This window comes from Jonesia quinghaiensis DSM 15701 (assembly GCF_000423205.1).
Taxonomy (GTDB): Bacteria; Actinomycetota; Actinomycetes; order Actinomycetales; family Cellulomonadaceae; genus Jonesia; species Jonesia quinghaiensis.
Genome location: NZ_AUHN01000005.1, coordinates 158,017 through 173,060 on the forward strand (window position 1 = coordinate 158,017; position 15,044 = coordinate 173,060).

General features: G+C 58.7%; 14 protein-coding genes. 7 read left to right on the top strand and 7 right to left on the bottom strand.

The features are described 5' to 3' along the window. Nucleotides 1–91: 91 nt before the first annotated feature. From mscL to G538_RS0103965, 4 genes are all read right to left on the bottom strand, one after another. Nucleotides 92–490 (bottom strand): large conductance mechanosensitive channel protein MscL, encoded by a 399-nt coding sequence (mscL, locus tag G538_RS0103955; RefSeq protein WP_029068300.1) that lies wholly within the window; start codon nt 488–490, stop codon nt 92–94. 42 nt (nt 491–532) lie between these two features. After that, nucleotides 533–1,192, bottom strand: coding sequence for an SAF domain-containing protein (locus G538_RS0103960; protein ID WP_029068301.1), 660 nt, complete (start codon nt 1,190–1,192; stop codon nt 533–535). 155 nt (nt 1,193–1,347) lie between these two features. Then, nucleotides 1,348–1,557, bottom strand: a complete 210-nt coding sequence (locus G538_RS17680; RefSeq protein ID WP_035833184.1) for an FmdB family zinc ribbon protein — start codon at nt 1,555–1,557, stop codon at nt 1,348–1,350. A gap of 74 nt (nt 1,558–1,631) precedes the next feature. Further along, nucleotides 1,632–2,276: a 5-formyltetrahydrofolate cyclo-ligase gene (locus G538_RS0103965; protein ID WP_029068302.1), complete on the bottom strand. Its 645-nt coding sequence runs from the start codon at nt 2,274–2,276 to the stop codon at nt 1,632–1,634. Nucleotides 2,277–2,452: 176 nt separating this feature from the next. Between G538_RS0103965 and G538_RS0103970 the strand changes: the two genes are divergently transcribed. The 5 genes from G538_RS0103970 to G538_RS14955 all read left to right on the top strand — a co-directional run bounded on the left by G538_RS0103970 (nt 2,453) and on the right by G538_RS14955 (nt 7,534). Next, nucleotides 2,453–3,697: a molybdopterin molybdotransferase MoeA gene (locus G538_RS0103970; RefSeq protein WP_029068303.1), complete on the top strand. Its 1,245-nt coding sequence runs from the start codon at nt 2,453–2,455 to the stop codon at nt 3,695–3,697. A gap of 36 nt (nt 3,698–3,733) precedes the next feature. After that, complete coding sequence (locus tag G538_RS0103975) at nt 3,734–4,369, top strand: GNAT family N-acetyltransferase (RefSeq protein WP_029068304.1); 636 nt, start codon at nt 3,734–3,736, stop codon at nt 4,367–4,369. Between the two features lie 94 nt (nt 4,370–4,463). Then, nucleotides 4,464–5,651 carry a hypothetical protein gene (locus G538_RS0103980; protein WP_157544291.1) on the top strand — a complete coding sequence of 396 codons (1,188 nt, stop codon included), beginning with the start codon at nt 4,464–4,466 and terminating at the stop codon, nt 5,649–5,651. A 118-nt stretch (nt 5,652–5,769) separates the two neighbouring features. After that, nucleotides 5,770–7,182: an aldehyde dehydrogenase family protein gene (locus G538_RS0103985; RefSeq protein WP_029068306.1), complete on the top strand. Its 1,413-nt coding sequence runs from the start codon at nt 5,770–5,772 to the stop codon at nt 7,180–7,182. Beyond that, a complete protein-coding gene (locus G538_RS14955; protein ID WP_169514088.1) occupies nt 7,175–7,534 on the top strand; it encodes a hypothetical protein in 360 nt (119 codons plus the stop codon). Before G538_RS0103985 ends, G538_RS14955 begins: the two co-directional genes overlap by 8 nt. On the opposite strand, the gene G538_RS0103995 is transcribed toward G538_RS14955, so the two are convergent. Then, entirely contained in the window at nt 7,521–9,272 is a 1,752-nt protein-coding gene (locus G538_RS0103995) for a dolichyl-phosphate-mannose--protein mannosyltransferase (RefSeq protein WP_051196556.1), read from the bottom strand. The two genes, G538_RS14955 and G538_RS0103995, sit on opposite strands and share 14 nt — an antisense overlap. Nucleotides 9,273–9,332: 60 nt before the next feature. Here G538_RS0103995 and rsmI point away from each other — a divergent pair, with 60 nt between their 5' ends. Together rsmI and G538_RS0104005 are read left to right on the top strand one after the other, a co-directional pair. Further along, a complete protein-coding gene (gene rsmI / locus G538_RS0104000; RefSeq protein ID WP_029068308.1) occupies nt 9,333–10,160 on the top strand; it encodes a 16S rRNA (cytidine(1402)-2'-O)-methyltransferase in 828 nt (275 codons plus the stop codon). Between the two features lie 198 nt (nt 10,161–10,358). Further along, nucleotides 10,359–12,137 carry an ABC transporter ATP-binding protein gene (locus tag G538_RS0104005; protein WP_051196557.1) on the top strand — a complete coding sequence of 593 codons (1,779 nt, stop codon included), beginning with the start codon at nt 10,359–10,361 and terminating at the stop codon, nt 12,135–12,137. A gap of 124 nt (nt 12,138–12,261) precedes the next feature. Here G538_RS0104005 and G538_RS0104010 read toward each other — a convergent pair whose 3' ends face one another. Next, entirely contained in the window at nt 12,262–13,869 is a 1,608-nt protein-coding gene (locus G538_RS0104010; RefSeq protein ID WP_029068310.1) for a HAMP domain-containing methyl-accepting chemotaxis protein, read from the bottom strand. Next, nucleotides 13,866–14,948 carry a multiple monosaccharide ABC transporter substrate-binding protein gene (gene chvE / locus G538_RS0104015; protein WP_029068311.1) on the bottom strand — a complete coding sequence of 361 codons (1,083 nt, stop codon included), beginning with the start codon at nt 14,946–14,948 and terminating at the stop codon, nt 13,866–13,868. Before chvE ends, G538_RS0104010 begins: the two co-directional genes overlap by 4 nt. Nucleotides 14,949–15,044 lie beyond the last annotated feature (96 nt).

The following is a 15,044-nucleotide window of genomic DNA, read 5'->3' on the forward strand; positions in this document are numbered from 1 at the left end:
ACAGCCCATTCAGTGCCAAAACATGCCACATGAAGTTGTGGTGGTGTGAGCGTACGGAGTGGTGGCGTCCGGTGTTTGCCGCTGGTTCAGACTAGACGTTGCGTGTTTTGAGTAGGTCGCGGATCTCTTGGAGAAGCAACACATCTTCAGCGGGTGCTGTAGGTTCAGGTTCTTGGCCTTGCTTGCGGCGCTCGTGGAACTTGTTGAGCGGCATCACAATGCAGAAGTACAGGGCTGCTGCGGTGAGCAGGAACGTAATGATCGCAGTGAGAATCGCGCCAAACCTAAAATCTGCGTTGTTAATCGTGAGGATCAGCGCCGCATCGAAGTTCGGCTTACCGAAAAACATGGAAATAAGCGGGCTGATGAAGTTATCCACCAACGAGGTCACGAGCCCGGTGAACGCGGCACCAATGACAACACCAACGGCGAGGTCGATCGCGTTCCCGCGAACAATGAAATCTTTGAAACCTGACAGAGCTGACTTCATGAAAAGGCCTTTCTCGGCTGGTGAGTCGTATCCCTGCCTACCTTAGTCACCGGTGTCATCCTCAGCCACTAAAACGATGGCCATTGCTGCCCATTGAGCAACTGCCGTGACCTCGGTGACTTCATCGTGGGGCACGGCAATAAGCGCAGTGACCTGCTCAGACGTAGCTGAATCGGTGGATGCGGGGGTGTTGTGTGACGTGGTCGCACTGGTGTCGAGGCTGAGTAGAATCGCACTCGAGGTGACCGGTTCGCGCACATCTGCCTCCGCTGGTAGCAGCGCCAACGTGTCCCCAACCTCAACGTGAGGTAAGAACGTGGGGTTCGCTATCCGCACTGTGGTGGCCGCATAGCCGTGAGGGACGGCTGGGGTGTCTGTCACTGCGGACATCGTCATCACATCGCCCCCACGGATGGACATGCGTGCCGTGCTGCCCAGCAGGGCAGAGGCATCAGCAAATTCTTGTGGGGGAGTGGACGTTGTCTCCAGGGTGACACTGGTCAGGTGCTCTTGGGTGATCACAGTACCCGGCGCAATGTCAGAGGCTGCCTGGGTGAAGGTGACAGTACTGACCGGTGGGAAAATAATCGCTTTGACGGCAAGAGCCCCACACACCACTGTCATTACGGTGAGGAGGCGGCGAAACCGCCACAGGGCAAGAGAGAACCGACGATGCCAGGGCAAAGGATGAACTGAAGCCATAGGCCGACAATGGCATGGTAAAGGTGATAGCGCGGCGGGTTTCCGGGGGCAACACCGTGATGCTGTGGGGAAACAGCGATGCCCGCGCACTGTGAACAACCAGTGACACGGGCATCACACCACGCGGTGGTGGTCGATGGTGTGGCGACTAAACGCTAAGACGACGTTCCAGATGATGACGTGGAAGACGACGCCGAGTCAGTGCGGTAAAAACCAGATCCCTTAAACGTCACGCCGGGTGTAGAGAACACCTTACGTAAAGGTCCCTCACACTGCGGGCATGTTGTCAGCGCGGAGTCAGAGAAAGACTGGTAAATGTCGAAGCTGTGGCCACACGTCTTGCAGCGGTAGGCGTACGACGGCATGAGATTCCCCTTATGTGACGTAATGCGACTCAGGTGGCGAGCACCAATCAGCACTCGAATACTCTGAGTGCTAATTATAGTCCGTTAGAGGGCAACCACTGCCAGGATGTGGTGGTGGCAACACCATTGACGAGCAGATCGTGCGACTCACGCGGCAACGGCCGCGACGCAGCGTCGTAAAACTCCTCAGAGTGGACCAGTGCAATTGTGCGGGCATCATCCCGGGCATGTTGCAAAGCGCGGTCATACCATCCGCCACCCTGACCCAAACGAACCCCGCGAGTGTCGACCGCCAAAGCTGGACAAATAATCATGTCCGCTTCCTTCAGCGCATCACACCCCAACGTCGGTGAAGAAGGCTCAGGAGGGCGACCAGGCGCACGCTGCTGAAGGTCATCCTCATCAATGTACGCCGACCAGTCACGGGTCAACCCCGCCCCCAACACCGGTAGCAGAATCCGCTTACCCAAATGCGTCAACGCATCGAGGGCTGGCTGTGTTTCCGGTTCGCCCGGCCGTGACGCGTACAAGGCAATTACTTGTGCACTACGAACGTCAGGGATCGACAACAACGTTTTGGCGAAGTCCTCACCAGCCTCATGACGTAATCGTTCACTGCGACTCTCCCGGTTGGCGCGTATCGCCGAGCGAAGAGCCGACTTGGCGTCCTCAATCTCAAAGCGCGCATCAATAGGGTAGGGCTGCTTTATCCCGCTCATGGTTAAAGTATGTCAAAGAAAAGGCCATGATGTGTTCATCAGGGGGTGATGTGCCCACACTCACCAGCACACTCAAATGCTCGCCACCCGGGCGTTGCGCACCACCCGCCCCACCGCCAGTGCACTAGCCTAGAGAAGCCCTGCCAACCACCCGCACCGCCACAGACAGTCTGCGAATGAAAACGGTTCAACAACAACTCACCCAGTTCCTCGCGCACATTACGCAGGTGCCGCCCTTGGACGTTGCGCTCTCTGACGCATCGGGCTGTATTCTCGCTGCCGACATCGTGGCAACCAGCCCCATCCCACCCATGGCACTAGCCGCCTGCGACGGGTACGCAGTCCGCGCAAAAGACGTTGACGGTGCTCACCAAGGTGCACCAGCAGTACTACCCGTAGCGCACCTCGTCACCTCCGCACTCGATGAACCCTTCCGACTTGTCGAGTTCCAAGCCATCAAAGTCAGCTCAGGAGTGGCACTACCCATCGGCGCAGACGCCGTCATCCCCCTCGCAGACACCGACCGAGGCGCGGCCAAAGTATCTATCCTTCGCGATGCCCGCCCAGGCTGGAATGTGCTCCCCCAAGGAGCAGACATGCAACAGGGCGACACCGCCCTCCACGCAGGCACCCGCCTAGGCGCCCGGCAACTCGCCCTAGCCGCCGGCCTCGGGTTCCAACGCATCAAAGTTCACCCCCGACCCCGCGTGGTGATCGTGCCAGTAGGCGACGAACTCATCCCACCAGGATCCCCACGGCGCGGAATCTACGACTCCAACGGTCCCGCCCTGCGCACCGCAATCAACGACGTCGGCGCAGTCGCCATCCAAGTAGCGCCACTACCCGACGCCCCAGCACAACTCTCCGAAGCCATCGAAGACCAACTCGTACGGGCAGACCTCATCGTCACCACCGGAGGGCTCTCCGAAGGTGAAAACGACACCCTCAAAGATGTTCTCCTGCACCTAGGAGACGTCCGGTTCGACCACGTCGCCATGCAACCAGGACGCAACCAAGGCTTCGGGCTCCTCACTGTCCAAGGATTCGACGAAAAAGACACCCCCACCATCCCCGTCTACGCGCTCCCTGGGAACCCCGCCGCCGCCCACGTCGCATTCGAAGTGTTTGTGCGCCCAGCATTACGCGCCATGGCCGGTTACACCGAGCTGTACCGCCCCGCCCTGAGCGCCACCACCACAACCTCATGGCGCTCACCCGTTGGAGTGCGACAGTTCATCCCCGCTCAGGTCACCGGCGGCCCAGACGGCGGCTATCATGTAACACCAGTAGGCGACCCTGAACACCTCGAGAACCTGACACTATCCCTTGTCGCCAGCGCAAACGCCCTCGCCGTTGTCCCTGAGGACTCAACGCTGGTAACCACTGGACAGTCTCTGCCCTGCCTCATCCTCGAGGACTAAGCACGCCCAGAGTTGGGCGATAACTGGAGGTAGCGGATGCTGCGCTCGCGATACTGGCCTGTCACGTTGCGCGAAGAGGTGCACCATCAACCCCCGTGGGGTGCAGTGACATTGCGCCCCTTAAAAAGGCGAGATGACAAGGAATGGCGTGCTGTGCGAGCCGCAAATGTGGGGTGGCTTGGCCCATGGGAAGCCAGTTCACCTGTGATTCCCGGGGAACCCTCGCGTCGCCTTACCTTCGCGCAGTATGTGCGTAGTTTGGATGAAGCTGCGAAAGACGGTGATTCCTTGCCGTGGGTGATTGACTACAACGGTCAGATCAGCGGCCAACTCTCCGTGATGGGAATTACCTTAGGGTCGTTGCGGGGGGCGAGCATCGGCTATTGGGTGTCGCAGGAGGTTGCTGGGCGGTCTATCACCCCCCTTGCGGTGGCGATGGCAGTTGATTACTGCTTCTTTGAACGGCACCTTCACCGTATTGAAGTCAATATTCGCCCTGAAAACACTGCGAGTTTGCGGGTTGCACAAAAACTTGGGCTGCGCGATGAAGGAATCCGGGAACGGTTTTTGCACATCAATGGTCGGTGGGCTGACCATCGCACGTTTGCGCTCACCTCTGAGGAAGTTCCTCAAGGCTTGGTGCATCGACTCTCTGAGACGCTGACCTCGTAAAACGCGAATCATAGGTTCTCAGGTGTGAACAACGCCTCCGACACACCGCAGGAGATGCCCGCGCTGTGTGCCCCATTGACATACCGTGATCGGTGTGGAGTCACCCTCAGTCATCGTCATCCTGCTTATGGTGGGACTGTGGGCTGTCTACTTAGCGCCTCACGCAATGCGCTCCAGGCTCAACGCGCGAGACACCCGGGTTGACGACCGTTATTCCAAGGATCTGCGGATTTTGGCGGTTGTTGACCCACATGAGGCCGTGGAGCCGCACAGCCACGACCGCCTAAAATCAGTGGCAACCCCACCTCACGGCATTCACATGAAAGCCGCGCTGCACTTGGAAGGAGCAGGCATGGTCACCGACCGATCACCTGACCCTGCTCGCGAAGCGATGCTTGCTCGACGCGGTGCTGCTGCCCGCCGTCGGGCGCTGCTCACCGCGACTCTGCTTGCTCTGACGATTATGTGTGCCGTGCTGGCAAACGTCACCACTATGCCGTGGGGCGTTATTCTGCTCCCGGCATCGTTGTTTGTCACTGTTCTTGTTCTTGGGCGCCGGGCAGTGATCACCCAGCAGCGTGTGGACCGCGAGTGGGCGCAACGCCAACGTGGGCGTTCTGAGCGCCCCCGGTCCCGCAACACCACCGCTCACCGTGACGCTATGACACCTACGGAGGCGCGCATCGCCGCGCAACGTGTGCGTGCCACCCAGCGCGGAGAAGACGTAGCGACCTCGGCATTGTCGCGGGCGGAAATCCAGTACGTTGCAAGTACCCACCGCACAGGTAGTGCTGTGTCAGCTGATGTCAGTGCAACCTCAGCGCGGTCACCTGTCGCCGCGCCGCGTAGTTCGTCTCGCCAGGCTCGCGATGCTGCATCAAGTGGGAACAAAGAAACAGCGACTCCTACCTCGGATGCCCGTGCGCAATCACCTCAACGTTCAGACGCTTCCGGGCGCCAGCAGGCGCCCCAGCGCCCAACAGAGCACGATGCGCCCGCCCAGGAACCTGCAACCGCCGCGCCATGGCAGGCCGTTCCCGTGCCGCCACCGGTGTACACCCTCAAAGCGGCGGCTCCCAGTTGGGAACCACCAGGGATCACCCAGGAACTGCAACAACTCACCGCTGCGCGTCTGGCCGCAATTGCTGCTGACAGCACAAGCCGCCCCACTGACCCATCGGATGGTGGCGTAGCCGCTAGCGAGTTCGACCCGGAGCACGAACGCCCAGATTCGCTTGGTTTGGACCTGAACTCCATCCTTGCTCGCCGCCGCGCCGTATAACCGCTTCCTATAACCGCGTCACCGTATAACCGCGCTGCGGCGTCCATAAAACACCACGTGAGGTACCAAAACCCCGGACAAGCCGCGGCACGGTGAAACTGCCGGTAGCGTAAAGGGCATGAGCGACACGCAGACCCACGACACGCACATCCCCACCACAGTCCACACCTTGCGCGAAACCTTCGACGCTGGGGTGACTAAGCCACTGGCTTGGCGCACGCACCAACTGGAGCAACTCGACAAGCTGCTCACCGAACACGAAGACCGCATCGCCGATGCGCTGGCCGCGGACCTCGGGAAACACCCCATCGAGGCATACCTGACAGAAACGTCGTTCCTCAAGAACGAAATCCGGCACACCGTGAAAAACCTTAAACGGTGGACCAAACCCCGGTATGTCACCCCGAACGTTGCGTTGTTGCCCGCCATCACCTATTCGGTTGCTGAGCCTCTTGGTGTTGCTCTCATCATCGCGCCCTGGAATTACCCCGTTCAGTTGCTTCTCGCCCCCGCGATTGGCGCCATCGCAGCAGGCAACGCGGTACTCCTTAAACCTAGCGAAGTAGCCCCAGCAAGTGCCCACCTCCTGGCTGAACTCATCCCGCAATACCTTGATTCTCGGGCTGTGGCAGTTGTTGAAGGGGGAGTGGAAGAAACTACGCAGCTCCTTGCCCAACGCTTTGACCACATTTTCTACACTGGCAACGCAACGGTGGGGCGCATCGTGATGCGCGCTGCGGCGGAACACCTCACCCCCGTCACCCTAGAACTTGGCGGAAAATCACCGCTCTACATTGACGACTCCGTTGACCTAGAAACAGCAGCGGACCGCATTGTGTGGGGAAAGTTCACCAATGCTGGGCAAACGTGCGTAGCCCCGGACTATATCTTGGCGCAACGCCATGTGGCTGACGCCCTTGTTGTGCACCTGGAGAACTCGCTGCAACGCCTCTACGGGCCAGTGCCACGCCTTAATGAGGCATACGGCAAAATCATTAACGAACGCCACTATGACCGGCTCCACGCGCACATCACCGACCTCACCGAGCGCGGTGTGAAGGTCATCAGCACCCAGGACAATGACCGGCAAACTTGCCACCTCGACCCGGTTATCGCCGTTGATGTTCCCCACGATGCTTCCATCATGGGCGAAGAAATCTTTGGCCCCATCTTGCCCATCCGTATTGTTGACGGGCCCAAAGAAGCAATCAACGAAATCAACACCCGCGAAAAACCGCTCGCTCTCTACGTGTTCTCTGAGCGCCGCGAAGTGCGCCGGGCATTCCTGCGTGACACCAGCTCTGGGGCCCTGACGTTTGGGTTGCCCATTGGGCACGTCGCCGCCACAGAATTACCCTTCGGTGGTGTTGGTGAATCAGGGATGGGGGGCTACCACGGCCGGTTCTCCTTTGACACGTTCTCCCACCTCAAGCCGGTTGTTTCTAAACCATTGAGCCCAGATACGATGCGCATGGTGTACCCGCCATATGCTGGTGAACGCCTCGCCTGGATGCGACGAATCCTTGGATAACCACCCCACCCCACATGCACTGGAACGTTCCACACGCCGTCTGTGGGACCAGTGGCTAGAGCTACTCGATGCCCGGGCATGCGCAACAATGCCCCACCCGGGCATCGCCCAAACGGCCCTAGAACTCATGCCAGAAGATGTCGACAACCCCCAGTGGTGGGCGCAAAAAGTTGCTATCACCTATGAGCAACACCGGGGCTTACGTGCCCTCGGGCAAGCCTCAGACGGCAAGTTCGCGGCCCAAGCATCAAAAACAACACCACTCACCCTCGATGACGATGCCCGCCAAGAGTGGCGCACCTGGTGGCGTGACGTCATGGCACAGTTCGCCGCGAGAGTTAAATCCAACTAGGAAACCACATGTGGGCATTCCAGAACTCGTACGGCACCGCAATGGCCGTCCAAATCGGGTAATAGAACACTGAAATCACCACAATCATCACCGCAATACCGATGAGGAATTGCCGCGCCCAATCACGGCGCGGTGAGCGCCGACTCCACCGCCACACACGGTACGCCCAATACGTCACCGCCACATACATAAATGGGGCAATAGCAATGGTGTAAAACGTGAACGTTGTGCGTTCAGGGAAAAACAACCAAGGGACCCACCCGGCGAGAAGCCCAGCAACCACCACACCAGCCACCCAGTCACCCTTGCGCAACAACCGGTACACGCAAAACACCACACCGGCCGTAGCAAGCCACCACACCAGCGGATTACCAATCGAGGTGATAGCTGTCGCACATTGGCTACCAAAACAATCGAGGTCGCCCTCCGCACCCTTCTGCCAATAAAAAGACGTAGGGCGAATCTGCAACAACCAGCCCCACGCTTGAGCTTCATACTGGTGGTCTGCACTCAACCCCGTATGAAAAGTCCACATGGTCTGGTGGTAGTGCACAAACGACCGGGCAACATCAGTGATGCTCTCCACCCACTGCGGAAACCACCCCGGATAGTCCGCAGGGTTTTCCACATGCCACAAACGGCCATAAGACTGTGAATTGGCGAACCACGACGTCCAAGCCAACAAGTACCCCACAGCCGCAGTAGGAAGCATCACCACCGCAGATGGAATAGCATCACGCCACAATGCACCCACAAACCACCGCGGCACACCCACAGTGCGCCGCGCCTGAGCATCCCACAGCACCGCCATCACACAAAACACCGCAAGAAAATACAGGCCAGACCACTTCACCCCACACGCCAACCCCAACGCCAAAGCCGCCAGCACGCGCCACCTCGTCCACCCCAACCACGGACCAAAGGGGCTACCAGCAGCAGACAGAGCAGAAGCATCGGCGTTAGCCACCGACGGCGGTGGAGTAACCCACAACCGGGCCAACCGCATCCGCCGCACATGACGATCCCGCAGGAGCAGCACAAACGCCACCACCACCCAGAACATCAAAAAAGAATCCAACAACCCCGTGCGAGCATGCACAATCCCCACACCATCAAGGGCAAACAAACCACCCGCGACCACGCCCCAGGCTGTGGAGCCCAGCATGTACCGGACCGACAACGCCACCATAATGATCGCTAGCGTCCCTGCCAATGCCGCAGAAAACCGCCAAAAAAATGGGTTACTCGGATCAGGGAACATCCCGGCAGCAATCATCCACTTACCGAGCGGCGGGTGCACCACATAGTCGGCCTCAGGCAAATACACATTCAGGAAGCCAGCGTTCCACGTGTCATCAATCTCTTTAGGCCAGTCGTTCTCAAACCCGTTGCGCAGTAGCGTGTATGCGCCTTTCACGTAATAGGTCTCGTCAAAGACAAGTGAATTCGGCGACCCCAAGCGGATGAAGCGCAGCAGTCCGCCCACCACACCCACCAGCACCGGAGCTAACCAGCCCCACAAGCGCATTGAGCCCGTTGCATCAAACATTGCAAGCTGACGCGACGAAAATAAACGCCGACGCGCCACCACAACAGGGTCCTCAATGACTACCGGCAACGGATCAAAACCATCCGCCCCAGGGGCTTCACGAGCGTGATCTGGGGAAACCCCTGACGGTGGCGCAGCGCGATGCGCTGAACCCTCACCCGGCGACTGTGCAGTACCTGAACCGTTCACGCCTGCAATCGTAGGCGACAAGTGCCGCCGCACACCCCGACGACATGGCACAGTTGAGACATGACCGCACGCCTCATCCTTGCCGCAACCCCCATTGGCAACCACCAAGACGCCTCCATGCGCCTGCGCGAACTCCTCGAAACATCACCCGTGATCGCCGCCGAGGACACCCGCCGACTCCGCGACCTCGCCACCCGCCTGAACATCACCGTCACCGGGCGCATCGTGTCCTACCACGAACACAATGAAACGTCTAAAGCAGACCAACTGCTCGATAATATCGAGAACGGCCACGATGTGCTTGTGGTCACCGACGCCGGAATGCCACTGGTCTCCGACCCCGGATACCGAATCGTGGAACGCGCCATCGAACGCGACATCACCGTCACCGCCGTACCTGGCCCCTCCGCAGTCCTCACCGCCCTCGCGCTTGCCGGGCTCCCCACCGACAGGTTCACGTTCGAAGGTTTCCTCCCACGCAAACCCTCTGACCGCCGCAAAACACTCGCAGCACTCGCCACAGAACCACGCACCATGGTCTTCTTCGAAGCCACCCACCGCGTCGATGACTCCCTTGCCGATCTCGCACAAGCATTCGGCTCGCAACGCCGCGCAGCCTTATGTCGCGAACTCACCAAAACCTACGAAGAAGTTGTCCGAGCGTCCCTCAGCGATCTCGCTGCACAAGCAGCTGAAGGGCGTTTCAAAGGCGAAATTGTCCTCGTGGTTGCTGGGGCAGAACCCACCCCAGGTGTCAGCCTCGACGACGCAATCACCCGAGCACGTTTGCTGGCGGATGCTGGGGAACGAACAAAAGACGCCGCCGCGCTCGTTGCTGCAGAAACGGGGATATCGAAGCGTGAGATTTACCAAGGGCTCATCTCCTAACCTCCTCTCCCTTTCCCTCTCCCTTTCCCTCTCCCTCCCCTCTCCTCTCCTCATGCCGAGATCCTAGATCTCGGCATGAGATCCCTGCCCTGAGCAAGGATGTCGCGCCGAGATCTAGGATCTCGGCCGTAGAGCATAGTGTGGGCGGGGTTGCGAAAACCCTATCGAATCGATCCGATTCGGTGAACAATAGATGCCATGCCTGCCTCCGCATCGGCCCCCCGCCCCGCCCGTGACGTGCCCCGCCTCGACGAGTGGTACGACCCGCAACGCCCCGTCCGCACCCTCGCCCGCCTGTTTCGCCCCGAACGCGCGAAACTAGCCGGGGCTGCAGCGGCCTACGCCATCAAACACTCACCGGTATGGGTGATGCCGCTACTCACCGCCATGATCATCGACATCGTGGTGGAACAGCGCCCCCTGCGTGAACTATGGATCATCACTGCGATTCTTGTGGTGATCATCGCGCAAAACCTGCCTATTTCTATCGTGTACATTAAGGCGCTGTCCCTGTCAGTGCGCAACGTCGAATCAGGGCTGCGTATGGCTTTGGCGCAGCGTCTCCAAGAGTTATCCATTGGTTACCACCGCCGAATGAGCGCCGGTGTGCTCCAAGCAAAAATTGTGCGAGACGTCGAAAATGTTGTGGAATCCTCCCGGCAAACCTTCGATTCAGCACTGGGTGCAGTCACCACAATGGTGGGTGCGCTTGTTATCACCGCTATCCGCACCCCAGAATTTTTGCCTATTTTCCTCTTGGCTGTTCCCGCATCGGCGGCGTTGATTGTGGCCATGCGCAAACGCATGACAGCGCGGAACCGGGTGTTCCGTCAACACATTGAGTCGATGTCCGCCCGCGTGTCAGAGATGACCCACCTGATCCCCATCACCCGAGCCCACGCACTTGAACGCCGCGAACTGGACCGGTTGGACTCCACCCTGGTCACCGTCCGTGAGGCAGGAATTCGCCTTGATGTGTTCAACGGGCGGTTTGGTGCGCTGGCGTGGATAACCTTCCAGTTGCTCTCTGTTGCGTGCCTTGTGGGTGCCGCGTACGCCGCTTACACCGGCCTGTTTGGGGTGAGTGCTGGTGACGTGGTGATGTTGTCCACGTACTTCATCCAGCTAACGGGCTCCGTCACTGTTCTCCTAACCCTTGCGCCTATGATCGCCAAAGGGTTGGAGTCTGTGCGGTCCATGGGTGAGGTGCTTGTTGCTGATGAACTTGAACGCAACGAAGGTAAAACCTCAATGGACGATGTCCGTGGGGACGTTGAGTTCGACAACGTCACCTTCCAGTACGATGACGCTGACACCCCCGCCCTCCACAACGTCACATTGGCGGTCCCAGCAGGGGAAACAGTGGCTTTTGTGGGGCCGTCAGGGTCAGGAAAATCAACTATCCTCAACATGGTCATCGGTTTCCTGAGCCCTACAGGTGGAACACTGCGCGTTGATGGTCAAGACATGAGCGACGTTGACCTACGCTCCTTCCGTAAACACATGGCCGTTGTACCGCAAGAGTCCCTCCTCTTTGAAGGTAGCGTGCGCGACAACGTCACCTACGGGTCTGTTGATCTGCCGGATTCTGATGTGTGGCAATCTTTGCGTGACGCCAACGCTGCTGGTTTTGTGGAAGAAATGGGCGGGTTAGATGCCGTGATCGGGGAGCGAGGAGCCCGGCTTTCTGGTGGGCAACGCCAACGCCTCGCTATAGCGCGCGCACTGATCCGCAACCCGCGCATCCTGATCCTGGATGAGGCGACCTCAGCGTTGGACAACGAATCGGAACGCCTCGTCCAAGAAGCACTGGAACGCCTCATGGCTGGGCGCACAACTTTTGTTGTGGCCCACAGGTTGTCAACAATTCGCGGAGCAGATCGCATTGTGGTGATGCGTGACGGAAAGATAGTGGAAACCGGGTCCCACCGTGAGCTTCTCGATGCTGGTGGCGAGTACGCCACTATGGCGCGGTAGCTGGGACACGAGTTAGGGCAGGCATCGTAAAACGACGCGGGGGCTGGGAGCAGTGATGCTCCCAGCCCCAAGCTGGTGGTGTTTCCGGTGGTGCCGGCTTGTGTTGGCGCGGCACCACACGGGATTACACGGTGAAGGTTGCGACCTCGTCACGTAGGCGACGGGCCGCGATGGAGAGTTCTTGGACTGTGTTGGACAGTTCAACAACGGTCGCTGATGATTCGTCAGCTGCCTGTGCCACACCTTCGATGTTCGCGGCAATTTCGTGCGAACCGGAGGCGGCTTCTCCAACGGATCGTGACATTTCGTTGGTGGTGGCGGTTTGTTCCTCCACCGCTGACGCAATGGTCATTTGGTAGTCGTTGATGGAGGCGATGATCTCTGAGATTTCGCTGATTGCTGTCACCGCTTGGCCGGTTTGCTCTTGCACGAGGGCGATGCGGCGGGCAACGTCCTCAGCTGCTCGTGCTGATTCTCCGGCGAGATCCTTCACTTCGGAGGCGACCACGGCGAAGCCCTTACCGGCGTCGCCGGCGCGGGCAGCTTCGATGGTGGCGTTGAGAGCGAGAAGGTTGGTTTGCTCAGCGATGGAGGTAATGGTTTGGACAACCACAGAGATTTCCTGGCTGGACTCACCAAGCGCTGAGATGGTTTCAGCAGTGGTTTGCGATGCGCGCACTGCGTTACCCGCAACTCGTGCAGCTTCTGCGGCGTTCGCGGAGATTTCGCGGATTGATGCTTCCATTTCTTCGGCACCTGCAGCAACGGTTTGCACGTTGCGGTTGACTTCTTCAGCGGCGGCTGCCACAACTGAGGCTTGCGCTGACGTTTCTTCAGCGCTTGATGCGACCTGACTGTTGGATGCAGTGATTTGTTCAGAGGCGCTACCTACGGTGCCAGCTGCGTCAACCACAGAACCAATGACGGAACGTAGGTTTATTTGGGCGGTGTTGAATGCCGCCACCATTTGACCGATTTCGTCGCGTGAGGTTTGTTGCACCACATGGGTCAGGTCACCGGCAGCCAACGCCTCGGTGGATTCCACCACGGCGTCGAGGTCACGAGAAATTCGGCGGGTAACGCTCAGAGCGATCACGCCACCAAGGCCCACAGCGGCAATGAACGCGCCAAGGAGAGCGAAAATTGTGAAGGAAATTTCTGCGCGGGCGTTGTCCATGATTGCTTGGACTTGGCGGTCAATTTGGCCCTTTGCGATTTCCAGAACACGCCCAGCTTGCTCCGGGTCACCAGCTGAGTGGCCGGCAACCGCTGCGGTGAACCCTTCAAGGTCACCTTCATCAATGAGGGGAACGAGTGTCTGGTCGCGGAATGAAACCCACGCAGTCCAACGGTTTTGGAACTCTTCCCACTGGGGTGTTGCAGACTGTTCGAACGTGTTGACCTCGGTGATGAGTTCATCCACTGATGTGTCAGTCCACGCTAGCGACGTCATGAGTTGCTCACGGACTTGCGGGTTACCTTCTGCTGCTGCGCGACGCACAAGGAGGTGGTTCTTTGTTTGCAGTGTGCGCAGTTCGTTGAGGTTTTCTTGCAGCACACCGGTGAGGTTGTTGACCTCAGTGAGGTTGTGCCCGGCGCGCCAGAGGACGATCCCACCGTACCCGCCAACAATGGCGAAGAGAGTAGACATCACCACGACGGTGGACAAAATTTTGAACCGAACTGAACGGTCCCAGAACCACGAGTTTCTAGGCTTTTTCTGAGATGTCATGACAGTTGGTCCTCGGTGTAGTAGCCGGTCTCAACGACGGCAGCACGATAGTTATCTGCGGTCACAAGGAGAGGAGACAGCAGGTAAGACGGGATAACTTTCACACCGTTGTCGTAGCTTGCTGTGTCGTTCACTTCAGGGGTTTGGCCCTGCAAAATTTGGTGACCCATCAACACCGCAACTTCAGCGAGTTGGCGTGTGTCTTTGTAAATGGTGGAATCCTGCTCACCAGCAACAATGGATTTCACTGAGTCTAATTCGGCGTCCTGTCCAGTTACCGTTGGCAGTGGTTTAGCGGCGGTACCGTAACCGACGTTTTTGAGTTCATCGATGATCGCGCGAGAAATGCCGTCATAGGGCGAAAGCACACCGTCTAGGGTGTCGCTGTTCCCTGACAAGAGGGAAGCCATGCGCTGACCGCCTGTTTCGGCGCTCCACGCTTGAATAGCAACGGTGTCGAACGCAAGTTCACCGGAAGGAATGTTCAGGGTGTTGTTGTCGAAATATGGTTGCAGGATAGACATGGCACCGTTGTAGAAAACGGTGGCGTTATTGTCATCTGGTGAACCGGCAAAAACTTCGACGTTGAACGTGTCATTGGTGTTTGTGGGGGCGCCTGCGGCGTCGAGAACACCTAACCCTTGGAGGAGCGCGGTGCCTTGCTGCACACCGACTTGGAAGTTATCGAACGTTGCGTAGTAGTCCACTGCACCAGAATCACGAATGAGGCGGTCATACGCGATGATGGGTATGCCGGCGGCTTCAGCCCGATCCAACTCAGCCTTCAGTGCGGTGCCGTCCACGGAACCAATGATGAGCAGCTCAACACCTTCGTCGATGAGTTGGCCGACCTGCTCTACCTGGGTGGGGACGTCGTCTTCGGCGTACAGCATCGTTACGTCGTAACCGAGCGCCTCCAATTGTGCCTGGACAGCTTCGCCGTCCTTCACCCACCGATCAGAGGTGGTGGTGGGCATCGCCACACCGGCTTTCTGGGCGGATCCTTCGTTGGATCCGCAGGCTGCGAGCGCGGCAATCAGTGTTGCACTGACTAGCGCCGCGAGGAGCCGTCGAAACATGGTGTCTCCTGTGTAGATGGAACAGGGCATTACACAGTGCTCATCGGCGTCAAGCGGCGGTTCTTGAGGATTGCGGTGTCTGTTTTGACCTAATCA